General features: G+C 49.9%; 22 protein-coding genes and 1 tRNA gene. 11 read left to right on the top strand and 12 right to left on the bottom strand.

Translation table 11 applies throughout. From position 1 onward, the window contains the following. Positions 1–133 precede the first annotated feature (133 nt). Both BLX24_RS24055 and BLX24_RS32255 read right to left on the bottom strand, forming a co-directional pair. Positions 134–1,033 carry a peptidase associated/transthyretin-like domain-containing protein gene (locus BLX24_RS24055; RefSeq protein ID WP_071505771.1) on the bottom strand — a complete coding sequence of 300 codons (900 nt, stop codon included), beginning with the start codon at positions 1,031–1,033 and terminating at the stop codon, positions 134–136. A 124-nt stretch (positions 1,034–1,157) separates the two neighbouring features. Beyond that, entirely contained in the window at positions 1,158–1,364 is a 207-nt protein-coding gene (locus BLX24_RS32255; protein ID WP_143092785.1) for a hypothetical protein, read from the bottom strand. Positions 1,365–1,585: 221 nt separating this feature from the next. Here BLX24_RS32255 and BLX24_RS24050 point away from each other — a divergent pair, with 221 nt between their 5' ends. Next, positions 1,586–3,976: a M1 family aminopeptidase gene (locus tag BLX24_RS24050; RefSeq protein ID WP_083422148.1), complete on the top strand. Its 2,391-nt coding sequence runs from the start codon at positions 1,586–1,588 to the stop codon at positions 3,974–3,976. A 90-nt stretch (positions 3,977–4,066) separates the two neighbouring features. Here the strand turns inward: BLX24_RS24050 and BLX24_RS24045 are convergent, their stop codons facing one another. From BLX24_RS24045 to atpA, 5 genes are all read right to left on the bottom strand, one after another. Beyond that, complete coding sequence (locus BLX24_RS24045) at positions 4,067–4,780, bottom strand: DUF4488 domain-containing protein (protein WP_071505770.1); 714 nt, start codon at positions 4,778–4,780, stop codon at positions 4,067–4,069. 4 nt (positions 4,781–4,784) lie between these two features. After that, positions 4,785–6,995, bottom strand: coding sequence for a xanthine dehydrogenase family protein molybdopterin-binding subunit (locus BLX24_RS24040; RefSeq protein WP_071505769.1), 2,211 nt, complete (start codon positions 6,993–6,995; stop codon positions 4,785–4,787). Between the two features lie 156 nt (positions 6,996–7,151). Then, positions 7,152–7,865, bottom strand: a complete 714-nt coding sequence (locus BLX24_RS24035; RefSeq protein ID WP_071505768.1) for a hypothetical protein — start codon at positions 7,863–7,865, stop codon at positions 7,152–7,154. A 138-nt stretch (positions 7,866–8,003) separates the two neighbouring features. After that, positions 8,004–8,888, bottom strand: a complete 885-nt coding sequence (gene atpG / locus BLX24_RS24030) for an ATP synthase F1 subunit gamma (protein ID WP_071505767.1) — start codon at positions 8,886–8,888, stop codon at positions 8,004–8,006. 73 nt (positions 8,889–8,961) lie between these two features. Beyond that, complete coding sequence (gene atpA, locus BLX24_RS24025) at positions 8,962–10,539, bottom strand: F0F1 ATP synthase subunit alpha (protein ID WP_071505766.1); 1,578 nt, start codon at positions 10,537–10,539, stop codon at positions 8,962–8,964. A gap of 399 nt (positions 10,540–10,938) precedes the next feature. Between atpA and bamJ the strand changes: the two genes are divergently transcribed. From bamJ to BLX24_RS24010, 3 genes are all read left to right on the top strand, one after another. Beyond that, complete coding sequence (gene bamJ / locus BLX24_RS24020) at positions 10,939–11,712, top strand: BamJ family beta-barrel-assembly machinery protein (RefSeq protein ID WP_071505765.1); 774 nt, start codon at positions 10,939–10,941, stop codon at positions 11,710–11,712. Positions 11,713–11,798: 86 nt separating this feature from the next. Continuing rightward, a complete protein-coding gene (locus BLX24_RS24015; RefSeq protein ID WP_071505838.1) occupies positions 11,799–13,898 on the top strand; it encodes a carboxy terminal-processing peptidase in 2,100 nt (699 codons plus the stop codon). 176 nt (positions 13,899–14,074) lie between these two features. After that, on the top strand, positions 14,075–14,314 hold the full coding sequence (locus BLX24_RS24010; protein WP_071505764.1) for a hypothetical protein: 240 nt from the start codon (positions 14,075–14,077) through the stop codon (positions 14,312–14,314). 6 nt (positions 14,315–14,320) lie between these two features. On the opposite strand, the gene BLX24_RS24005 is transcribed toward BLX24_RS24010, so the two are convergent. Together BLX24_RS24005 and BLX24_RS24000 are read right to left on the bottom strand one after the other, a co-directional pair. Continuing rightward, on the bottom strand, positions 14,321–15,688 hold the full coding sequence (locus BLX24_RS24005) for an MATE family efflux transporter (RefSeq protein WP_071505763.1): 1,368 nt from the start codon (positions 15,686–15,688) through the stop codon (positions 14,321–14,323). Positions 15,689–15,714: 26 nt separating this feature from the next. After that, positions 15,715–16,140 carry a Rid family detoxifying hydrolase gene (locus BLX24_RS24000; RefSeq protein WP_071505762.1) on the bottom strand — a complete coding sequence of 142 codons (426 nt, stop codon included), beginning with the start codon at positions 16,138–16,140 and terminating at the stop codon, positions 15,715–15,717. A gap of 106 nt (positions 16,141–16,246) precedes the next feature. On the opposite strand from BLX24_RS24000, the gene BLX24_RS23995 reads away from it, so the two are divergent. The 3 genes from BLX24_RS23995 to BLX24_RS23985 all read left to right on the top strand — a co-directional run bounded on the left by BLX24_RS23995 (position 16,247) and on the right by BLX24_RS23985 (position 19,591). Continuing rightward, positions 16,247–16,996 carry a DUF4290 domain-containing protein gene (locus tag BLX24_RS23995; protein WP_374755015.1) on the top strand — a complete coding sequence of 250 codons (750 nt, stop codon included), beginning with the start codon at positions 16,247–16,249 and terminating at the stop codon, positions 16,994–16,996. A gap of 11 nt (positions 16,997–17,007) precedes the next feature. Beyond that, complete coding sequence (murA, locus tag BLX24_RS23990; protein ID WP_071505761.1) at positions 17,008–18,306, top strand: UDP-N-acetylglucosamine 1-carboxyvinyltransferase; 1,299 nt, start codon at positions 17,008–17,010, stop codon at positions 18,304–18,306. A 94-nt stretch (positions 18,307–18,400) separates the two neighbouring features. Continuing rightward, complete coding sequence (locus tag BLX24_RS23985) at positions 18,401–19,591, top strand: L,D-transpeptidase family protein (RefSeq protein ID WP_071505760.1); 1,191 nt, start codon at positions 18,401–18,403, stop codon at positions 19,589–19,591. 3 nt (positions 19,592–19,594) lie between these two features. Here the strand turns inward: BLX24_RS23985 and BLX24_RS23980 are convergent, their stop codons facing one another. Beyond that, complete coding sequence (locus tag BLX24_RS23980; RefSeq protein ID WP_071505759.1) at positions 19,595–20,278, bottom strand: murein L,D-transpeptidase catalytic domain family protein; 684 nt, start codon at positions 20,276–20,278, stop codon at positions 19,595–19,597. A gap of 212 nt (positions 20,279–20,490) precedes the next feature. Here BLX24_RS23980 and BLX24_RS23975 point away from each other — a divergent pair, with 212 nt between their 5' ends. From BLX24_RS23975 to BLX24_RS23960, 4 genes are all read left to right on the top strand, one after another. Then, positions 20,491–21,078: a hypothetical protein gene (locus BLX24_RS23975; RefSeq protein WP_071505836.1), complete on the top strand. Its 588-nt coding sequence runs from the start codon at positions 20,491–20,493 to the stop codon at positions 21,076–21,078. A 61-nt stretch (positions 21,079–21,139) separates the two neighbouring features. Beyond that, complete coding sequence (locus BLX24_RS23970; protein ID WP_071505758.1) at positions 21,140–21,934, top strand: enoyl-CoA hydratase/isomerase family protein; 795 nt, start codon at positions 21,140–21,142, stop codon at positions 21,932–21,934. 86 nt (positions 21,935–22,020) lie between these two features. Further along, positions 22,021–22,094 (top strand) — tRNA-Arg (locus tag BLX24_RS23965). A gap of 253 nt (positions 22,095–22,347) precedes the next feature. After that, positions 22,348–23,535: a phage integrase SAM-like domain-containing protein gene (locus BLX24_RS23960; protein WP_071505757.1), complete on the top strand. Its 1,188-nt coding sequence runs from the start codon at positions 22,348–22,350 to the stop codon at positions 23,533–23,535. Between the two features lie 35 nt (positions 23,536–23,570). On the opposite strand, the gene BLX24_RS23955 is transcribed toward BLX24_RS23960, so the two are convergent. Then, on the bottom strand, positions 23,571–24,089 hold the full coding sequence (locus BLX24_RS23955) for a hypothetical protein (protein WP_071505756.1): 519 nt from the start codon (positions 24,087–24,089) through the stop codon (positions 23,571–23,573). Next, positions 24,086–24,266, bottom strand: a 181-nt coding sequence (locus tag BLX24_RS33425) for a hypothetical protein (protein WP_218160716.1), incomplete at its 5' end; no start/stop codon positions are given. The genes BLX24_RS33425 and BLX24_RS23955, both read right to left, overlap by 4 nt.

The following is a 24,266-nucleotide window of genomic DNA, read 5'->3' as shown; positions in this document are numbered from 1 at the left end:
AACTTCCGGAAGCCATTAAATAAACGTTCCAGTAATCGTATTTCATCAGTCACCAGGTCGGCCGTACCAGTCATTTCAGGTTGCGAACCATAAGAGAATTGCCGGAGCGGATAGTCTATTCGGGCAGATTTACTTACTGAAGCACATCTAAACCAAAAGCAAATGTTTTAGCTTTTTCGCTTACTGTCTGAAGGGGTCTCCATGGAAGATTCCAAAACTTCGTGAGGCTATTATGGCCATCATTTGCAGGAACTACAGCATAGCCCGGACTAATCGTCAATATTTTTGTTTTTCGTTTACCCCATACTGTATCCCCAAAATCCCCGCCATTTATTGTTACAAACCCGCCTTTCAGGTCTTTGTAAGCAACCACTTCAATACCAATCCATATACCGTTTTCCGGTATTTTAAGGGCATACTGAGTTACGTCTATTTCTGCCTTTTTTTGTGAAGGTTCAATATCAATGTACTCGTCGTGTTTCAGAATAGAATTACCAGGCTTCATGGAGACATTATCCCAAAGGTGAATACGACATCGAAACAACGTAGCGATTTCTGACTTTTTGGGCGATAACCGATAATACAGTTTACTAATAACAGCATCTCCGACAGTATTAGGAATGTAAACCGCCAGCAAGGTTGCTGAGTTAGGATTTACAACATGCTGGCCAATACTTAATTTATTGGTATAATAGGGACCTAATCGAATTGAATGAATTTTTCTTTTACTTACTGTTACCGGGTTTAATTCAATCGGGTTCGGCAATAGCTTAACTTGTCCGGCAGCATTTATTTCAGATGCTGAAATAAATAAAATCTTATAACTCAATGAATAAATTCTGATGGTATCTATACCTGCAAAATCAACGCAAACAGTCCCGTTCTGATCACTATATGTACCTGTCAGGCATCCTTTACAGGTAATTGCTGCATAGGGTACAGGGAGATTGGTGACGGAATCGACAATGGAGAAACACTTTTTTTGCGCAAAACTTACATGGTAAAGTAAACATAGAGCCAGTAGATATTTCATATTTATTAATAAAATATTAGTGCATATAATTTAAGTTTCTAATCTAACTTCAGAAATTCCTTTTGTAGTCAGGTTAGAAACTTAAACGTTCATATTAACCATTAGCATTGCACTGGAATGGCCTTTAATCTAAATAAGAATCAACTACAATTAAAAAAAAATATACTTTTACTTCCACAACTTCAATACAGGTATCACCATATGCGTATTGATAAGCAATTACAGTCTCTTCTTTACCAAACATGTTGGCTTCAGCTTTTTGTGAAGATCCAAACATAAACAGCGCAATTAAAAAGCATTGTGCCGTTTTACGAATCCTTCTTTTGCTCAAGAAAATAAAAGAGTTGTTTATAGCAGAGTAACAAACTAGTTACTGTCCGCCCACATCTCGTATGGGGCCTTGCACAACTCAAACGCATGAGTTTTCTACAAATCAGTCCATTAATAAGCCAATAACTTCTATTATAAATTTAAAACAAAAGCTTCATCTAATTAATTACCTTTCATATACCTGATCGTCTTAACCATATCATCCATAAACATCATCTACACATGCAGATTGGTACCACACTCCGCCAGTTACGTATACAAAAGCGTATGAGCCAGGCCTATCTTGCCGATTTAGTCGGTGTCTCGCAAGGAACAATCAGTAACCGGGAGTCAGACACACACCACCCTGATGCTCAGGAGTTAACGCAGATTGCCACGGTATCAGACGTTTCAGTAGCTATTTTCCCCTCAGTCTCTTCATCCAATCAGTTAATAAGCGGAAACGCTCGGCTTAAGGCACAAAATCAGCAAGCGGCCCAACAACTGGTTGAGAGACTGAAAACAATTACACAGCAGCAGACACTTCCGGCAACTTATTTGCGGAGGGAGGGCAAAAACGGAGTAAACAAGCACCTGTTTGCGGCTGTTAATCGTTGTATGTATGTGTCTGTACCTCATTTTATGCGTCTGTCTATCCTATTGCTCCTGCTCATACCCCGGTTGGCCGCAGCCCAGTCAACGGGGCTGATAAATACCCACCCCTGCGCTACGGCAAAAGCTGAACGCTATGCCCGCTATTTCGGTGATCCGCAGGGACGACTGGCTGCCGTGGCCTATCCCGGCGACAGCCGCATCGACATCTCTTATTACGGCCTTGACCTCAACCTGACCCACACCCCTGCCTACCTGCGCGGGGCCGTTACGGTCGGACTCAAAAGCCTGGCGTCCCTCAACAGCTTCGATCTGGATCTGACCACCCGGCTAACCGTTGATTCGGTAAAGGCAGCAGGCCGGAAGCTTACGTTTACTCATGCGCAGAACCGCCTAACCGTTACGCCACTATCCCCGCTTACGGCCGGTCAGTTGTTCTCAGTTACCGTCTACTATCAGGGCAATCCGGCCAGCACCAGCGGGTTTGGCTCGTTTTCGTTTGCCACCCACGGTACAGACCGCTCGCCGGTGATCTGGAGCTTGAGCGAGCCTTATGGGTCGAGCGACTGGTTTCCCTGCAAGGATACCCCTGCCGACAAGGCCGATTCGTCGACGGTGTCTATTACGGCCCCGAAATTTTTTGTGTCGGTCTCCAATGGCACGCTGCAGGCCGTGCGCGACAATCCGGACAGTACACGTACCTATCAGTGGCGCAATCGCTACCCCATTGCGCAGTACCTGATTTCGCTGGCCATGACGAATTATGCGCGCTACGATACGCCTTTTTCGTATCAGGGGCGCGACGGAGTACCGCAAAATATGCCGATCACCCACTATCTCTACCCTGAATCACTGGCTTCTAACAAAAATAACCTGGATCAGACACCGGCCATCATGCGGCTCTTTACGGACATGTTTGGTACCTATCCGTTTATACAGGAAAAATACGGCCATGCTGAATGCGGATTCGGAGGCGGAATGGAGCACCAGACCATTTCGTCGATGGGGACATTCGATGTAAACATCATCGCGCATGAACTGGCCCATCAGTGGTTCGGCGATAAAATTACCTGCCGTGACTGGCAGAATATCTGGCTTAACGAAGGCTTTGCTACCTATGCGGAGCAGCTCTATGCTGAATCAGTTGGCGGAACGACTCGTTACCGAAGTTCAATTGCCAGCCTGATGCAAACGGCCAGGCAGGCAAAGGGTAGCGTGTACGTGCAGGACATCAGTGATTCCGACAACATTTTTAATTATGCCCGCACCTATGCCAAAGGCGGGACCGTGCTACACATGCTGCGCGGCATTGTGGGCGACAATGTCTTCTTTACTATCCTGAAAACCTATACCAACGCACCGGCCCTGATTTATAATACCGCCATCACCGAAGATTTTCAGGCCGTAGCCGAGCAGGTATCCGGCAAAAAACTGGATTATTTTTTCCGGCAATGGATATACGGTATGAATTATCCGGTTTACAAAAGCACATGGAAGCCGATGGCCGATAACGGTAAATTCACGATACAGCTTCAACTGGAACAGTCGGCCAATACAACGCCAACGTCCTTTACGATGCCCATACAGGTGCTGGTACAATCAGCCGCGGGCGACACGCTGGTAACGGTTTTTAACGATCAGCTATCTCAGACCTTTACCCTACCGGCCAAAGGACAGCCTACCGGCCTTGTCATCGATCCAAATAACTGGATACTCAAAACCGTACAACAAACCAATCCGATACTTGGTCTTCCGGAACCGGGAGCACCAACGGTACAATTGATTCCGAATCCGGCCGATGAAACTGTAAGTGTCCGTTTTCGCATGCAAACGGCCGGTGCAGCAACGATCAGCATCCATAGCCTCCTGGGTGTACCGGTTATGGCTAATACCGTCGACGGGCTTAAAAGCGGCGATCAGCAGGTCTTTTTCCCAACCCGCCAGCTTCCCGTTGGTCGCTATGTGCTGTCGGTCGGTACACCTGCGGGCCGGCAAACAACAGCGTTGCTAATCAACCGGTAGCAACAAATCAGCGTTGACGCGGGGGCGGACTTTCAGCAAGTCCGCCCCCGCGTCAACGCTGATTATCCCGTTACTGCATCCGGTAATCAATTACTCCCTCGTCCAGACTTCAGCAACCCGCCCGCCGGTAGAACTCTGACCGGTATGGAACCATTGCGTACCGGCCTCCGGTGATTTTTTTACGTCACAGTTGAAGGTCAATGACCGGCCGACACGGGAGTTATCGCGGGAGAAGAAATCAATTTTCTCCGTATACTTTCCGTCTTTCACTGTATAGGTGCCGCCACCGGTACCGAAAAACTGTTTCGTTTCCGGATTAATCGCCGCCCACTGGAAACGGGTTCCGGTCAGGAGTTTTACGGTCTTGCGCGGACCGCGCTGCATCGTTGTTACTTCGCCGTTTTCGTTCAACCGGCCCGTAATCCGCCACAAACCGGCCATGCTGCCACCGGCATCATCCACGCGGTCGTAGATCTGTTGCTGGTTCTGGCTGTTAGTGATGGTCAGGTTTTTGCTGGTTACCTTTATGTGGTAATTCTCCAGCTGACCGACGTTGGTGCTGTCCTGAGTATCAAACTCCACTGTGAACCGGACCGTATCGCCGTCCATCCGCCATTTGCCGCCAAACGTGTTCAGGTATTTATCGGCTTCATAGGCTGTCACCATAACATAGTTACCCGACACCAGAAACGAAATGGTTTTCGTATCAGCTTTCATGCGCCACGCGCCCATCATACTGGGTGCCATCGGCCGGAATGCAACAGCCAAACCGGCCGCAATAAATAACATTAAGATAATTCTCATTCAATTATGCGATATTGTCAATGTCAAAAGGTAATGTCCGGATACGTTTTCCGGTGGCGGCAAAAATAGCATTGCAAAGGGCAGGTGCAACCGGTGGCAACCCGGGTTCGCCTACACCGCCGGGCTCGTCTTCGTTTTCGATAATATGGATCTCTGTCAACGGCATTTCAGGCATCCGCATCACCGGATAGTTATGGAAGTTCTGCTGATCGGCCTGCCCGTTTGTGAACGTAATCCCTGGCTTAACGGCCGCTGTCATTCCCATAACAATGTTCCCTTCAGTCTGTGCCCGCACGTTATCCGGGTTAACGTACATACCACAGTCCAGTACGGTTACGACACGGTTTACGGTTACCCCTTTTCCTTTTTTGGAAACGAAAAACGCATGCGCACAAATACTCCCGAACGAACGGGCAATGGCCACTCCCTTGCCTGTACCGGCCGGCAAGGACTTGTCCCAGCCAGCTTTTTCACGGAGCGTTTCCAGCACGTGAATAAATCGTTTCACGGTTTCGGCCACCTCGCCATCAGCCTTCTGCGCACGGAGTAGCTCCAGCCGCAAAGCCAGCGGGTCTTTTCCGGCAGTGTACGCCAGTTCATCCAGGAACGACTCATGACCAAAGCTATTGTTTGAAGCGTATACCGAACGCCACCAGACAATGGGAATCTCCGTTTTGACGTTGATCCAGCCTACCTGTGCGTTCGGGAAAGCATAAGGACTCTCCTCTTTCCCGATACTTTCTTTGGCCCAGTCATCGGCTTTGTTGCCTAACGGAGCCCGAAAAACCTGCCGCTGAATGGACTCACCAATCAGTTTATGCTCAAAAGCAACCAGGTTGCCGTTACTGTCAACGGCACCACGCATGGCACTTAGCATACCGGGCCGGTAAGGCCCCTGCGTAATATCATCTTCGCGCGTCCAGACCAGCTTTACCGGCGCTTTAACCTGTTTTGAGATATTCACCGCTTCCAGCATGAAGTCGAGGTACGCTTTACGACCAAAAGCGCCTCCCAGAAAGGGTACATTAATCTTTACCTGCTCGTCCTTAATTTTCAGATAGCGTGCCACATCACCGATAGCCGCATCCGGTCCCTGAACCGGCGCCCATATCTCGCAGCTGCCATCCTCTTTTACGTGAGCGACCGTTACTTCAGGCTCCATCGGCGCATGTGCCAGAAACGGTGTTTCATAAAAGCCTTCCAGCTTTTTCGGAGCCGAATCGAAAGCGGCTTTAAAGTCGCCGGTCGTATAATAGGCAGACGCTTCCTCGCTGGCTTTGCTCCGCAACGCTGAAAAGTAAGCAGCCGTGGTCATTTCTTTTTCGTAACCGGTATTGTCCCACTTAACCTTCAGGGCACGTCGCCCTTTCAGAGCTGCCCAGTAGGATGTTGCCACTACTGCCACTGCTTCTGCGGTCCGGTGCGGCATCGGGCGTTCGCACTTAACAACGGCTTTGACACCCGGAATTTTCTTTGCTGCGGTATCATCCACCGATATGATTTTACCATGAATAACCGGGCTGTGTGCTACGCTCGCATACAACATCCCCGGCACGTCAACGTCCATACCAAATACCGCCTTACCGGACACTTTAGCCGGAATTTCCGGTCGCGGTAACGCGCGGCCTAACAGTTTAAGGTCTTTTTTAGCTTTCAGTTTAATGTCTTTCGGCACCGGTAATTTTGATGCTTCATCAACCAGTTCGCCATAGGTCAGTATTTTTCCGGTTGGCCGGTGATGAATTGCGCCTTTTTCAGCAAAACACTCTCCCGCCGGTACGCTCCAGCGGGCAGCGGCGGCCTGCGTAAACATCTCACGGGCGGCCGCACCGGCTTCACGCAGGCGTTTCCAGCCCGTCCGGACCGTACTGCTGCCTCCCGAAAGCTGACTGCCGTATTTACGTAAGCCGTCAGACTGTTTAATCTGAATCTGATCGAGGCTTACTTCCAGTTCCTCAGCTACCATGGTCGGAACGGCCTGCCAGCTACCCTGTCCCATGTCTGGTCGGTGATTAATCAGCGTAATATTACCGGCATTATCGATGACAATAAACGGATGAAGTTCAAAGGCCAGCACAGCCGTTGCCTCCTCAGACGACAGATTAGCCAGTTGAGCAGCGCCCTTTGCGGTTGTAGTAAAGCCCAGCATCAGGCCGGCACCGGTTAAACCGGCTGCCCGTAAAAATGAACGGCGATCAAGTTGTGATGAGGTCATAAAGGGTTATGAATTGCTACTCACATGGTTGATGAGTCAATAAAGGTAGTAAGAAATAGACGGCCGGGCAACGGGAGCCGGCGGGCGGTAAAACAGAATGTAACGCCGACAGTCAGACATCCGGCCATCGGCGCCACATCGTTTATACCCGGAGGTTTATTTAGGCATTTTAAATTTTGTCTCGTCGATTACCGGATTAACTTCCAGTTTATCGACTTTCATTTTCATGGTACCAAACTGCGGGTGCGTCATCTGCGTTACAAACGGAAATTTCAATCCTTCCACCGCACGGTAATCACTGAACATAGTCTCATTTTCATTTTTCTGCCCGCCCACCTCAAGAACAGAAACCGTTTTGCGGTTCATGTATGTTGCGGCATCCAGGTATTGCGTTTCCGTAAGTCCGTTTTTGCGGGTGATTTTCACTTTATATACATCCGCACCATCCAGTTTCTCCTTACCCAGCAGCTCAATGGTATTTCCTTTCTCTTTATAATTGTAAAACGGCCCGGTAATGTCCAGCTGTACATCCATCGAAGCATTCAGCTCTGCCGGTGTGGCTTCGGCCGCCGTACTTCCCTGCATCGGGTTAATCATCCAGCCCTGTTGTCCGTCATACCCCTGTGAGATGGTGGCTCCCATTACGGTAACATCCGAACGCATTCCCTTCCCCAATGCAATGACCGATGTGGTGGGCAGCGATTGTCCCATCAGTTCGGTGGATGTCTGCATCCGGATGGCTTTCAGGTTTTTGTACTTATCCGCTCCCCCCATCGCTTCCACATGCTTGTTTACGATTTCGTCTACACTTTGTGCCTGAATAGCCAGTGCGCTTAAAAAGAACGCACCCAATAGCATTACTTTCTTCATAAAAGGATTTTGGTTTGTTCAAAAATACCAAAATTCCCCTGTCCGGCCAATAAAAAACCCACAACCTAACCAGGGTTGTGGGTCAACAGATTGTGTAGTGACAGTACCGGCGGTATGCCTGTACTACCTTGTATCGTATTAGTTAGCTAATGCTTCGGCACCACCAACGATTTCGAGAATCTCTTTTGTAATGGCCGCCTGACGAGTCCGGTTATACACCAGTTTCAGTTCACGCAGCAGATCGCCGGCATTTTCTGTTGCTTTGTCCATCGCCGTCATCCGTGCACCATGTTCAGAGGCATTTGACTCAAGAACAGCTTTGTACAGCTGGATTTTCAGCGTTTTTGGAATAAGCTCAGCAATAATCTCTTCTTCAGAAGGCTCAAAGATATAGTTTACGTTGCTGGCTTTGACGGTTGGATCGACAGGAGCCGACACAATCGGCAGCATTTGTTCCGCACGGATGATTTGTGTAGCTACGTTTTTGAATTCGTTATAAACGATTTCAACTACATCAAACTGTCCTTTGGCAAACGCAGTCATTACCTCTTCGGCAGCGGCCCGAACAGTGTTAAAGCTAAGTTTTGTAAACGTTTCAACGAAGGTTGTGTTGACTTTGAAACCACGGCGGGCAAAGGCTTCTGCTCCTTTCTTACCGATAGCCAGAATTTCAACCTGACCACGGCGGGCCTGGTCACTATAGGCCTCGTTGATCCGTGTCATGGCCGCTTTCACCACGTTTGTGTTGAAGGCACCGCACAACCCGCGATCAGAGGTCACAACGATCAGCAATACCCGTTCAACAGAGCGTACCTGATTATAGGGGCTGTCGCCGGCCAACTCAGCACCCGCAGCCACCGTACTAAGCATTTCGCTCAGTTTCCGGGCATACGGACGCATCTGTATAATATTGTCCTGTGCACGGCGCAGCTTGGCCGCAGCCACCATTTTCATGGCTTTCGTAATCTGCTGCGTCGAGTTAACCGAAGTGATCCGGTTACGGACTTCTTTTAGTGATGCCATTGTTTAGAGTGAAAGTTAGAGTCTAATAGCTCAGCAGTCCGGTCAGTGTTTAACCGGACTGCTGCTATCCGAACTATGCGTAACGGGCAGCTAATTCTGATGCAACCTTTTTAATGGCAGCAACCGCTTCGTCAGACAGTTTTCCGGCGCGTAAATCAGCCAGAGCGTCTTTGTGTTGCGCACTAAGAATCAAGGCAAACTCACTCTCAAACTCTTTCACTTTGTTCACAGGCACTTTATCCAGCTGACCGTTGATCGAGGCATAGATGATAGCAACCTGCTGCTCAACAGCTACCGGTGCATATTGACCTTGTTTCAGGATTTCCTGGTTACGGCGGCCACGCTCGATAGTCAGTTTGGTAGACGCATCAAGGTCAGAACCAAATTTGGCAAACGCTTCAAGTTCGCGGAACTGCGCCTGGTCGAGTTTCAGCGTACCAGCCACTTTCTTCATGGACTTGATCTGGGCATTACCACCTACCCGTGATACCGAGATACCTACGTTAATCGCAGGACGGATACCCGAGTTGAACAGGTTTGACTCGAGGAAGATCTGGCCATCCGTGATCGAAATTACGTTCGTCGGGATATAGGCAGATACGTCACCGGCCTGTGTTTCAATGATTGGCAATGCCGTCAGTGAACCACCACCTTTTACTTTACCTTGCAGTGCCGGCGGCAAGTCGTTCATGGTCGCAGCAATGGCATCGTTGTTTACCACCTTAGCGGCACGCTCCAGTAAGCGGCTGTGCAGGTAGAATACGTCACCAGGATACGCTTCACGTCCCGGAGGGCGGCGCAGCAGCAGCGACACCTCACGGTACGCAACGGCCTGCTTCGACAAGTCGTCATAAACAACCAGGGCCGGACGACCGGTATCCCGGAAGTACTCACCGATGGCGGCACCGGTAAACGGTGCAAAGAACTGCATTGGCGACGGATCAGAGGCGGCAGCAGATACGATTACCGTATAGGCCATAGCACCGGCTTTACGCAGGGTAGCTTCTACCTGTTTTACGGTTGAGGCCTTCTGGCCACAGGCAACGTAAATACAGAATACGGGCTCGCCCTTGTCGTAGAATTCCTTCTGGTTAATGATCGTATCGATCGCCACGGCAGTTTTACCGGTCTGACGGTCACCGATGATTAACTCACGCTGACCCCGTCCGATAGGGATCATGGCATCAATCGCTTTGATACCAGTCTGAAGCGGTTCGTTTACGGGCTGACGGAAAATAACACCAGGGGCTTTACGCTCCAGCGGCATTTCGTACGTCTCGCCCTGAATTGGGCCCATACCGTCGATAGGCTCACCCAGCGTGTTTACAACGCGTCCGAGGATACCCTCGCCAACACGTACGTAAGCGATCTGGTTTGTCCGTTTTACTGTAGCGCCTTCTTTGATCTCAGAATAGTCGCCCAATAATACGGCACCGACGTTATCTTCTTCGAGGTTCAGGGCTAACGCCTGCAAACCATTCTCGAACGTCAACAATTCTCCGGCCTGCACCTTTGACAAGCCGTAGATACGTGCTACGCCGTCGCCGATTTGCAGCACCGTACCGACTTCTTCGAGTTCTGCTTCTGTGCGCGCTCCTGAAAGCTGCTCACGGAGTATGGCGGATACCTCGTCGGGTCTTACGGATACCATATAGTTATCGTGGAAAATTAGAAAGTTATGGAAGATTTTTCGGCCGCAAAGGTAGCATTAAAATTTAATAAAAGCTTGTAGGACGAATAAAAATCATAGCCGATTGTTATACTTTTCTAATAAGCGCCCCGTTTAATATACGATTTAAAGACTTCCATTTACCTGCCATTGGTCCCGGCTTTTTTACCGTTCACCGGAAAAACCCTGGCCTGAGCACCTGTTTTTATCTATATTTCGCTCAGAACAACTATATTTACTCAGTTACAGTTAATTAGCTGCATTTAAAGGCAAACCTTCTTAATTATTGTCAAAATCTTTATTTTGCCAAACTTTTACCTGGCAATCTTACGTTTATTCATTAACCTCTAAAGGTTTTAACAACCTGTTTTTTCATTACGCATGAAAGTAAACCAGTGGACACTGGCCGGTCTTGTTTCGGCCCTCTTTTTCAGCGGCAATCTTTTTGCTCAGACCGGAGCCGCCAAAAAACCTGTACCTGCCAAAAAACCTGTATCTACCAGTAAACCGCAGCCTGCTTCAGGCACGCTTAAACTTGCCTCCAACGCCGATTCGATCAGCTACAGTATCGGGATGAACATTGCCCAAAGCCTTAAACAGCAAGGCATGAGCAACGTAAATACAGCCGCCCTGGCCAGTGCGCTTGAAGCAACGCTGAAAGAGAAGCCAACCGTTCTGTCGCCGGAAATGGCCAACCAGGTCCTTGGCCTGTATATGCAGAAGCAGTATGAACAACGCGCGGCGGAATCGAAAAAGGTGGCCGACGTTAACAAAAAGGAAGGAGAAGCGTTTTTAACAGAAAATAAAACCAAGCCGGGTATCGTTACCACTGCCAGCGGGTTACAATATCAGATTGTGAAAGAAGGAACCGGTGCCAAGCCGACTCCGAACGATAAAGTGAAGGTACACTATACCGGCCGGTTACTCAACGGCCAGGTATTCGACAGCTCAGTTGAACGCGGCCAGCCTGCCGAGTTCGGGGTTACCCAGGTAATCGCCGGCTGGACAGAAGCCCTCCAGCTGATGCCTGTAGGCTCAAAATGGAAATTATTCATTCCATCGGCCCTGGGTTACGGTGATCGTGGTGCAGGTGCTGACATCGGCCCCGGCGCTACCCTGATTTTTGATGTTGAGTTATTAGACATTGTTAAATAACAAAGAGTGAAAGAGCGAAAGAATGAATGTGCGCTTTCTGCTTCGCTTTTATTCTTTCGCTCTTTCGCTCTTTCATTCTTTTGGATATGAAAAAATACCTGATAACCCTGGTTCCCGTGCTGATGCTAGGTTTTCAGCCGGATGCTCCCTCTGCGGGCACACCTCGTAGCGAAGGTGGTCGGTCAACGGTTTCGGTTTCTTCAAATGAAGACCTGAAACCAACTGTATCGCAGGAACGCGTTGAGCAGCTAGTCGCCCAGCTCCTGACCCGCTACCACTATCGCAAAGTGAAGCTGAACGACTCGTTGTCATCGGTTGTCTGGGATAACTATCTGAAAGAAGTTGACAACAGTAAAAGCTACCTGCTGGCCTCTGACGTCGCCGCTTTTGAGAAATACCGCACCACCATCGACGAATCGCTGGTAAACGGCGATCTGACGGCCGCCTATGACCTGTATAATGTTTTCCGGAACCGGTATCAGGAACGGAGTACCTATGTACAGGAACTGCTGAAAAAGCCGTTTAACTTTACCACTGACGAAACGTTTAACACCAACCGCGAAAAGGCGGCATGGGCCAAAAACCCTGAAGAGCTGAACGATCTGTGGCGGAAAATGGTGAAGAACCAGGCACTTGAACTCAAACTGGCCGGCCAGAAAGACAGTGCCATTACGAATACACTGACGCAGCGCTACAAAAACCTGGACCGGGCTGTTGGCCGTATCCGCGCCGAAGATGTGTTCCAGATGTATATGAACTCGTTTGCCGAAGCACTCGACCCGCACACAAACTACCTGTCGCCAACCAGCGCCGACCGCTTCAATCAGGAGATGAGCCAGTCACTGGAAGGAATCGGGGCGCTGTTGCAGGAAGATGGTGAATACATTAAAATCAGCAGCGTGTTGCCGGGTGGCCCGGCCTTTAAGAGCAAGGCCCTTAATGCGAACGATAAAATTACAGGGGTAGCCCAGGGCGATAACAGTCCGATAGTGAGTATTATCGGCTACCGCGTCGATGATGCCGTAAAGCTCATTAAAGGCCCGAAAGGTACTGTTGTTCGTCTGCAGATCAAACAGGCAGATGCGCTGGCGGGTGCACCGCCGAAAGAAATCCGCCTGGTTCGCGAGAAAATCAAGCTGGAAGAGCAGCGCGCCAAGAAAGAAGTCATTGAACTGACCGAGAATGGTAAGCCGTATAAAATCGGGGTTATTAACATCCCGATGTTCTACCGCGACTTTGAAGGAGCCCGTAAAAAGGAAGAAGGCTTTAGCAGCACGACAACGGATGTACAGAAGTTGTTGAATGAACTGAAGGCAGAGAAAGTAGACGGTGTGGTTATCGACTTACGCGATAACGGCGGCGGGGCTCTGACCGAAGCCATTAACCTGACAGGCCTCTTCATCGAAAAAGGCCCTGTTGTGCAGGTGAAAGAATCAAACGGCGAAACCGAAGTATACAGCGATCCGGATCCGAATACTACCTACGACGGCCCGCTGGCTGTACTGGTAAACCGCTTCAGTGCGTCGGCCTCTGAAATCTTTGCCGCCGCTATTCAGGATTACAAACGCGGTATCATTGTTGGTGGTCAGACCTTTGGTAAAGGTACGGTTCAGACTCTGATCGACCTGAACCAGTGGTTACCGAAAGAGCCGGATAAGGTTGGTCAGGTAAAAATGACTATCCAGAAATTTTACCGGATCAATGGCAGCAGCACGCAGCACAAAGGGGTAACGCCGGATATCGAACTGCCACAGCGTTTCAGCGCCTCTGATTTCGGCGAAAGCTCACAGCCGAGCGCGTTGCCATGGGATCAGATCAACTCAACCCGGTACGACGTAACGCGTGCCCTGGACGATAAGCTGCTGGCCCGCCTGCGCGACAAATTTGACCAGCGTCTGAAGTCTGACACCGATCTGAAGCAACTGGCCCAGGAACTGGCTGACTTCAAAAAGGCTAAAGAAAATACCGTAGTTTCGTTGCAGGAAGCCAAACGCCGTAAAGAACGCGATGAAGCGGAGAAAAAGCGGGCAGCTGTCAATAAAGCCGCAAAAGAAGATGAGCCGGAAGACGGTGAAGCCCCTAAAACGGCTGCTGATGCAACAGCTAAGAAGAAAAAAGACGTTTATCTGACGGAAACCGGCCGAATCCTGGCGGATATGATTGCTTTTCAGCACCGGCAACCGTAAGCATTGATCGAATCAAGCAGCGAACAATAAATCGTTAAAATCAAAACAGGTTTCAGGGAAGCGGGTTCGCCCAACACCTGAAACCTGTTTTGTTAAGTGGCTAATCAACGATCCTAAGCTCCCGACCGGTCATTCAATCGTAATTCGTAAATCGTAATTCGTAAATCACAATTCACATGTGGTATTTCCAGGTAAATCAGGAAGATCTGCGACGGCCAATCTATCAAACCTTACAGAAAATGGCCGTACTGACCGAAGTGGAAATCTTTAACGAACCGTATCATAACTGGTGCATCTTTCAGGTAGAACGCAGCCAATATGTAGCGTTTATCGAAATTCTGGACAGCGACGGCGTGGCGTATCAGGCAACCACAGACCGGCCGCTCCGCGAAGAGCTCCTTGCCGGCATGCGCTAACCCCCACTACGCCCCCTGCCCTACGCCCTCCCACCGGCGGATGAGCCGGAAAAAGCGGAGAGTTAACAAAACAGCCGCCAGGGTTAAACCCGTCAGCAGACCGATCCATACGCCTTCGACGTTCATGCCCATGGTAAAGGCAAAGAAATAACTCGTTGGCAAAGCCACCACCCAGTACGAAAACAAGGTAATCCACGTCGGTACGTTTACATCGGCGATACCTCGCAGAGATCCGATGCCCACCACCTGAATACCGTCGGAAAGCTGGAAGAAACCGGCCATAATCAGCAGGGAAGCAGCCACCGCGCTAACCGCCGGATTATCGCGGATGTACAGTTCGGCCAGCCAGGTATTGGCCGTCAGAAAAAGGGTGGCAAACGTTCCCATCAGCGCAATTGACAACACAAAAGCAGCAATACCCGCCCGACGGATACCGGTCTGACTCCCCTGCCCGACTGCGGCCCCGACCCGGATCGCTGCGGCCGACGAAATGCCCGTTGCCATCATGTACGTTGTCGATGCCATGTTGAGCGCAATCTGATGGGCCGCCAACTGAATTTCGCCCAGCCAGCCCACCATCACCTGCGCCAGCGAAAAGGTGGCCACCTCGAAGAAAAAGGTCATTCCCCCCGGTAACCCTAAACGCAGAATGTTTTTTACCTCGGCCTGCACCGGTAAGGCATTAAACGCCGGTTTCAGATACGCCGTAAATAATCCGGACCGGTACACATAAAGCAACATGGCAACGGCCATGTAAATACGTGACAAAAGCGTGGCGGTAGCCGATCCCTGTAACCCCATCTCCGGAAACGGACCGATGCCTTTGATCAGTACATAATTGAACAACGCGTTTAAGACCAGTGCCGACATGGTGATAAACATCGCTACACGCGGATAGCGGAGGCCATCGCAAAGCTGACGCGCCCCTACAAAAACCAGCAACGGCAAAATGGACGCACTTAACACCAGCATGAAATTGCGGGCCAGCCGGGTCACCTCAGCACTTTGCCCGAAGACGTCGAAAAAAAACGCCATTAATACAGACAACAGGCCCAGGACCATACTTAAGAGCACCGCGACCCGTAAGCCGGCGCGGAACAGCTTGTTAATCTCAGCTTCCCCGTTGCGGCCGTTTGCCTGCGAAACCAGCGCGGCTACCACCGACAAACCGCCCACTCCGATACTGGTAACCAGAAACGACAACGAATTGGATAGCCCTGCCGCACCCAGCGGAACTGCGCCAAGCAACCGCCCGACAAAGAGGTTATCCGTTACCCCCATTAAAATAACACCCAGCTGAGCAATCACAATCGGAATGCTCAGCCGAACCGTATCGGCCAGTTCAGGCCGGTACGTTACCCATTTATTCTGCATAAAAAAGATGATGAAGCCGGAAGCGCTTACTTCGCCATGGCGGCAACTCCCGCAATTTCGACATTGGCATTAAAAGGCAGTTCCTTTACCGCCACACACACGCGGGCAGGCAATGGCTTCTGCCCCGTGAAATATGTACGGTATACATCATTGATCTTGCCGTAGTTCCGCATGTCGGTTAAATAAATCGTTACGTTTACGAGATCGTTGCAGCTAAGGCCGCGCTTTTTCAGAATCTGTTCAACGTTTTTCATAACCTGATGCGCCTCAGCCTCAAAGGAATCCGTCACAAGCTGGCCATTTAAACGACCGATTTGTCCGGAAACAAACAGCAGACCGCTGGCCTCAACGGCATCCGTATAAGGCGGCGTGGCCGGGGGAGTTGAACTGGTTTGCGCATACCCGGCGAGCGCCAGCGAACAAGCGAAGAGCGTAAAAAGAATCCGTTTCATGAAAGTTGCTGATTAAAAAGACAAAGAACGTAAAAGCTAGCCATCTGTACCTTTTTTTGATTGAATGTTCTTACTTTTGTTGTAACGTCGCACACGTATCTAATACATGTCTTTGAAAGAGTACGGAAGCAATATTCAAAAACTGGTCGACAACATTGTCACCATTGAAGATCGGGAAAAGCGTACGCGCTATGCTCACATTCTGGTTGAGCTCATGCGCCAGATTCACCCGAACATGAAAGACGGCCAGGACTACTATAATAAGCTCTGGGACGATCTTTATATTATCTCTGGTTTTACACTGGATGTTGACAGCCCTTATCCGCCGCCACCGGTTGAGATTCTGGGCCGCAAACCCCAGCGTGTACCTTACAATACGCACAATCTGAAGTTTAAACACTTCGGCCGCAATATCGAACTCCTGATCGAAAAGGCACTGACCATTGACGATCCGGGCGAAAAACGGGCGTTTGTCTCATACCTCACCCGGCTGATGCGGACCATGTACCAAAGCTGGAACAAGGAGTCTGTTGAAGACGAAACCATTTACCAGAGCCTGGTTGACCTCTCGCGCGGCCGCTTACTCGACGAAGTGGATGCCATCCGCAACGGCGGTCTCGTAGAAGGAACACCACGCGAGCGCACCAGCGATCAGCCACAACGGACCGGCAATAATCTGCGGCCGTATACCGGCAACTACTCTAACCCCTATAACAATTCGGGACGCGATAACCGGAACACAGGCGGTCACCGGGAAAACCGCAACCAAAACCGTAATGACCGCAGCGACCGTCGTAACGATAACAATTCGTTCCGTGGACGGAACAACAACGATAATCGGGGTCGGCGGAGATAATTCAGAACTAAATGGCTTCATTCAAAATTACCGGTGGCCGGCAGCTTAAAGGTGAGCTGGTCCCTCAGGGCGCAAAAAACGAGGCGTTACAAATCCTCTGTGCCGTATTGCTGACAAGCGAACCCGTTACCATTCATAACATTCCTAATATCCGGGACGTCAACCAGCTCATCGACCTGCTCGGTGATATGGGCGTCTGGGTTACCCGGACCGGCGAATCGTCGTATCGTTTTCAGGCCAGCGATGTTAACCTCGACTACCTCGAAACCGATGCCTTTAAGCGGAAAGCTGCCGCGCTGCGTGGTTCGGTAATGCTGCTGGGACCTATGCTGGCCCGCTTCAAAAAAGGCCGTATTCCTCGCCCGGGTGGTGATAAAATCGGCCGCCGCCGGTTGGATACCCACTTCCTGGGTTTCGAAAAACTGGGAGCCGAATTTCATTTCGACGGTGATTTTTACCGCGTAGAAGGTGAACATCTGAAAGGCACCTACATGCTGCTCGATGAGGCCTCGGTGACCGGTACGGCCAATGTCCTGATGGCTGCCGTCATGGCCGAAGGAACAACGACCATCTACAACGCCGCCTGCGAACCCTACCTGCAACAGCTGTCAAAAATGCTGAATGCCATGGGCGCTAAAATCTCAGGCGTCGGCTCAAACCTGCTGACGATTGAAGGCGTTTCTGAACTGCACGGCACCGACCATACGATGCTGCCGGACATGATCGAAATCGGTTCGTTTATCGGCCTGGCCGCCATGACACAGTCGGAAATCACGATTAAAAACTGCCGCATTCCGGAGCTGGGTATTATCCCTGACGTGTTTAAACGCCTGGGTATTCAGATGGAATTCCGCGGCGACGATATTTATATTCCTTCGCAGGACCGCTATCAGGTAGATACGTTCCTCGACGGTGGCATGATGACGATCTCCGATGCACCGTGGCCGGGCTTTACGCCCGATCTGCTGAGTATCGTACTCGTAACGGCCATTCAGGCGCAGGGAACGGTATTGGTTCACCAGAAAATGTTTGAAAGCCGCCTGTTCTTCGTCGATAAACTGATCGAGATGGGTGCGCAAATCATTCTTTGCGACCCGCACCGCGCTACCGTGGTTGGTCTGGGCCGGCAGCAGCAGCTGCGCGGGATCCGGATGACATCGCCGGATATCCGCGCGGGGGTTTCGCTGCTGATCGCGGCTCTGTCGGCAAGCGGATCAAGCATTATTGACAACATTGAGCAAATTGACCGTGGTTATCAGAACATTGACACGCGCCTGAACGCTATCGGCGCTGAGATTGTCCGGTTATAACAAGTCCGTTTACCCATTTTTTAAAGCCGTTTGCAGGACACTGCAACGGCTTTTTTGTTTATCTGTATAAACGACGCTTTTTCACTCAACGACCATGAACGATAAACAACGAAATCTGGCCATTGCCGGCGGTATACTGGCGGTGGTCATTATAGCGGCCATTTTTCTCTGGCCCACCCTGAACAAACAGAAAACAGAACCGAAAACGTGGCATGGCCTCAGTCTGCTGCATCAGGCAAACCGCATGGCCGATTCTGTCGGGATCGATACAACCCGCTTTGTCGTAACGGCCACCGGCGATTCACTGCGCGACCGTGAAGCCCGGAAACAGCTGACAGCCCTGCTGCTTGAGTTACGTTATGGCAAAACGCCTTCGCAGTTTACGTATAACAGCCTGAAACCGGTAATCGACAGCAACTGGGCCGCTACGCTGGCAAAACAGGAGGGCTCCGTCTTACCGGATTCTGTGCTCAACGTATCGTCGTTCCGGCCTTACCAGACCCTTGTCGGGCAGTATCATCAGGTCCGCAATCATGTTTCGGCCGACTCGCTGCTCTCGTACCGGCAAACCCTGAATTTTTACCGCTACCTGAACCGGTTTCCGATGGATCATTTTGTGGTCGTTAACCTGCCGACTGCCTCACTGACCGTTTTTGATCAGAAAGGCGACCGGCTGCTGACCTCGGATGTTATTGCCGGCAAAGCCGATAAACAAACGCCCTGCATGGCGACGAGCATGAATCAGATTGTGATGTATCCGTACTGGAATGTGCCGAAAGGCATTGGCCTGAAGGAGATTTTACCAAAAGTACAGCGAAACCCTAATTTTCTGGACTCCCAGAACATGCAGATACTAGACGACCGCAATCAGGAAGTCGACCCGTCGTCGCTGGACTGGGCCTCTTTTTCGCCCGAAAACTTTCCGTATCGTTTCCGGCAATCGTCGGGGTGCCACAATTCGCTGGGATTACTCAAATTTGACCTGAAAAACCCGTATGCCATTTACCTGCATGATACCAACGGCCGCGACCTTTTTACCGAATCGTCGGACCGGTTCCGGAGCCACGGGTGTGTGCGGGTGCAGAAACCGGTTGATCTGGCTAATCTGGTGCTGGAAAAGAAAGTATTTGATGACGGGTTTATGAACCGGTGTCTGGTTGATCAGACCCCCAAAACACTAAAACTGCCCAAAGAAGTCCCCGTCTTTATTGTGTATCTGACCACAGACGTAGACCCCTCAGGGCAGGTTGCGCACTACCGCGATATTTACGCGATGGTGAAATAAAGGTTAACCAAGCACGTACGATGATTTTTTCAGGTAGGTCATGTCGGGATAATACAGGAAGAGGCATGACCCGCCTTTAATCGCCTGAATAATAGGCGTTGACATATCCATGGATACGGCAGGGCATCCCTGGCTGCGGCCAAGACGCCCGGTTTGTTTGATGATGTCCTCACAGACATAATCAGCACCATGCATCACAATAGAGCGGGCAAAGGCATTATCATTAAAATCCTTTTCAAGGCCCCGCAGTTTGAGCGACAGGCCATGTTTACCCTGATAGGTATTCATGGTCTGATAAAAGCCCAGGCTCGACTGAAACGACGAATTGACGTTCGAAAACGCTTTCGGCATCAGATCTCCCGAATTACGGCCGTGGGATACATAGGTATTGAACAGCAGCCTACGGGAAAGCAGATCAATGACGTACAGGCGCTTTTGGTTGGAAGGCTGCGTAAAATCAACAATGGATAATACCGGCCGGACACCCGGAATTTTGCGCATGCCCCGCAATGCCAGATCAAACACATCCCGGTTCAGACCCGAGTCAACCAGATGAAGTTCATCGTAAATGGTATGCACGGTCGGCGTGGCCGGAGCGGGTTTTTCAGTTGAGGCAACAGGGCGGGTGGACTTGCCCAACGTGGTGATTACTAACAGAGCCAGTACGGTTAGCAGTGTTTTTTTCATACGGTAAATCACTTTACGGCTATGGGAATATAACACTAAGATGCAACTTTTAATTCGTTTTTGGTAGTCTTGGCGCAAAATCTCCAAAAATGGACCGGATGCGTTACCTTTGTTTTTTCGGCATTCTGCTGACCATATAAAGCTTAAACCAGACAGTAAACTTGAATAATACACTGGCACGCATCATTTCTGTTGCGTTTCACCCGTTACTTATGCCGACCTGGCTTTTCGGCATTCTGTTGTATCAGGTACCTGTTGTACTGGGCCTGGATACGTTTTCCGTAGAACTCCGCATCCGGTTGCTTGTCCTGATCCTGATTGGCACATTTGCCATTCCGTCGCTGCTGATTTATTTCCTGTTCAGAAGCGGCTACGTACAGAGCCTGCACCTCGACGACCGGCTCGACCGGCGGCTCCCCTATCTCATCACCGGCTTTGTGTATTCGTTTCTGACCTTTCTGTTTGCGTTCCGGATGCAGCTGATTTCTGACGTTGCGCCCGAAATAGCCATTATTCTGGGCAGCATTACCATGTCAATTCTGCTGGTGGGAATCATTAGTCTGTTCTGGAAAATCAGCGCTCACGGGGTCGGGATCGGGGGCAGTCTCGGGGCCGTTGCCGGTATTGTGCTTAAATTTAGTGAAACCGGCCTGGTTTATACCCTCGCGCTGCTGATTCTGCTGGCAGGCGTGGTCCTGAGCGCACGACTGCAACTGAATGCCCATACCCCTTCGCAGGCGGGGGCCGGTCTGTTTCTGGGTATACTGGTCAGTCTGACGGCCGTATTTTTATACGTATAGTTTGAGATGTCCGGAAGATTTGACTCTTTTACGGCAACATCAACGCAACAAAACCAAGACTATGTACGAATTCCTGACCTACGAGCTTGACGGGGGCATCTGCCGCATTACCCTCAACCGGCCTGCTGTGTATAACGCCTTAAGCCCCGGCCTGATCCGGGAAATTACCCGCGCGATGGAAGCCGCCGGAGCAGACGATGCCGTGCGGGTCGTTGTGCTGACCGGTGCCGGCGAAAAAGCCTTTTGTTCGGGAGCCGACCTGAAAGAAGGGATGGCTTCGGCTATGACAGGCAACGGTATGGCCCTGGGCGATTCGCTCCGGAACACCTACCACCCCATGATTATGGCGATCCGGGAGCTGCCCAAACCGGTCATTGCCCGCATCAACGGGGTTGCGGCGGGGGCCGGTTGCTCGCTGGCACTCGCCTGCGACGTCATTGTGATGGCCGACGAGGCATACCTGAGTCAGATTTTTGTCAATATCGGCCTCATGCCCGATGCCGGGTCGACGTTTTTCCTGCCACGGCTGGTGGGCAGCCTCAAAGCGTTTGAACTGTGCAGCACCGGCCGGAAGGTATACGGCCCCGAAGCGCAGCAGCTGGGTCTGGTCAGCAGTTCGGTGCCGGCCGCGCATCTGGACGATGCCGTCGATCAGCTGGTGCAGTATTATGCCGCCGCGCCGACAAAATCGATCGGGGCGATGAAAAAAGTGTTGAACGAATCTTTGTCGTCGTCGTTGGCGCAACAGCTCGAAAAAGAAGCTGACAATCAGGATTTTTTAGGCCGCTCATCAGACGCGATGGAGGGCATCGGATCCTTCTTAATGAAGCGGAAACCCACTTTTTCGGGGAAATAGCTGATTTTTTTTCGCCCGGAATTTGGAGTGAATAATTTATTTCCTACCTTTGCAGTCCCAACACGGGAATACAACAATAACAAAACGCATTCGTAGCTCAATTGGATAGAGCACCTGACTACGGATCAGGAGGTTTGGGGTTCGAATCCCTACGAGTGCACGAAGAACGCTAAGCAGCGCTGATATTAAGCCAGAAACCTGCCTCCAACGGCAGGTTTTTCTTTTTTTACCTCTATCTCTCCCATAATCAAGCAGTTACAATAAGGTTCTTTTTGGGGTACTAACAATTTTGATTGGGGTACTACACAGGTACATTTTTTTGTACATGTCTACATTTGGCCAGAACTTGTTGATTACGGTTATTAGCTGTCTTTTCCACTAATAACCAGTTCAATTTCCATGCTCAGAAAAAAATGCGCGTATTGTTCCGCATTCGCTCCCAAAAGGCGAGCAAAGCCACACAAGTCTTCATCTACTGCCGCATCAAAGTAGATGGCATTCACGCCAACGATTTTTCCACCTTTATCAAGATCAATCGTGAACAGTGGGATTCCAAGTCACAGCGTGTCATCGGAAAATCAATGGATGTCGCCAACCACAATCTGCGTCTGGAGCAGATCCGGAATGACATCAACAGGCTGTTCCTGCAACATCAGGCAGTTGATCAGGAGCTAACGGCTCAGCATCTTGCCAATATCTACACCGGCAAGGCTAAAATCTCCTACACACTGAGTGAGCTTGTTGACCTTTTCGAACAGCACATCAAGGCATCGTATGACAACAAAGGTACCAGGCGAAACTATGGCACACGGATTGGCAACATCCGCAGCTTTATTTCTGAAAAGAAGCTGACTAATCTGCCTGCTGAACGCATTAACCTTGGGCTTGCAGACGATTTTGTACGCTGGATGAAAGCAAAACAGCGGGATCATAACTACATCGTCAGGCATACGCAGATTCTCAAGAATATCACCGAAGATGCCGTGCGACGCGAAATCCTGAAGATCGATCCGCTGGCTTCATTCAAGCTTAAGAAACGCCAGAAGACAAATACGTCCCACCTTACATTGGCTCAGCTAGCCGAACTTGAATCCATCAGATTCCGCCCAGTGATGCAGGAATATGTCGATCTGTTTTTATTTAGCTGCTATACCGGACTGCACTACAAAGATGCCCAGACGCTCACCGAGCAGGAAATCCGTCCGGGCCCCGATGGCAGGCTATGGATGTATAAGCCACGCGGCAAGTATGCTGAATCGAAATTCTTCAACGAAGAGATGATTCAGATCGTACCGCTGCACAAAAAGGCTCTGGCCATCATCGAAAAGTACGGTGGTGTCAGCAAGTTGCCCAAACGATCCAACGCGAAATTCAACAGTCAGTTAAAACAGATTGTATTTGAAAATGAGATTTCGTTTCCGCTCACGGTTATGATTGCCAGGAAGACTTTCACTGATATTATGCTTAACGAGCTTAACGTTACGGAAAATACGGTCGCTGCGATGCTTGGTCACTGCTCCACCAGACATGTGCATCACTATGGCAAAGCAGACCAACGGCGTGTAGCTAACGAAATGAAACAGAAGAATATAGACTGGTAAAAAAAACGCCCGGCAGTTAACTGTCGGGCGTTTCTCTATTTCATCGTTAAGAGGCAGTTCAGATATACCTTTATCCATGACCCCTCATTATCGCTGACATCCTGCGGGAAAATGTATAGTTTGAAGGCTGTAATCTGATTTTTTTTCAACTGTTCAATATCAACCGGTGTCAGGCGAATAAATGCGCTGTATTCAAAATCACCAGGTCCTGCGGATTTATATTCGTTAACATCCGTATCAATCTCAGCTGCCGGTTTTAGAATCTTCTTTCCGTTTGACAATAAGATAATAGCTCCCTTGTTGCTCACCGTGGCTACTGAGCCTGTTGTTGTCAAGACAAGATAATAGCTGGATACTCCTTTTTCTATGTACTTTGTAATCCTTGCCCTTCTGAGTCCGGGCATCCTAAAGACGGATTTATTTTCAAACTTATCTCTTTCGACTTCAATCCGTTCACATGGATTTTCAACTTTTGTGGAGTCCTGAGCAAAGGAAATTAGTGGCAAAGCACTAAGGGTCAGCATTAAAGAAGTTGTGGTAATGATGTTTTTCATTGGTGTATAGTTAAAATTTCCACCAATGTATCTACATTTTTAACGGGATAAAAAGATACTTTTAAAAAGTTGCACTGTTTTAAAACCTTAACTACATGATAAAGAGCAGAATCAGCCCGAAAAACACCAGTTTTACCCCGAGTTTTTCTAGTCTGACCCCGCCCTTTAACATTTTTT

Origin of the sequence: Arsenicibacter rosenii, from assembly GCF_001870735.1 — a bacterium.
In the GTDB taxonomy this organism is placed as follows: Bacteria; Bacteroidota; Bacteroidia; order Cytophagales; family Spirosomataceae; genus Arsenicibacter; species Arsenicibacter rosenii.
This window is presented reverse-complemented; position numbering and strand designations above follow the sequence as displayed.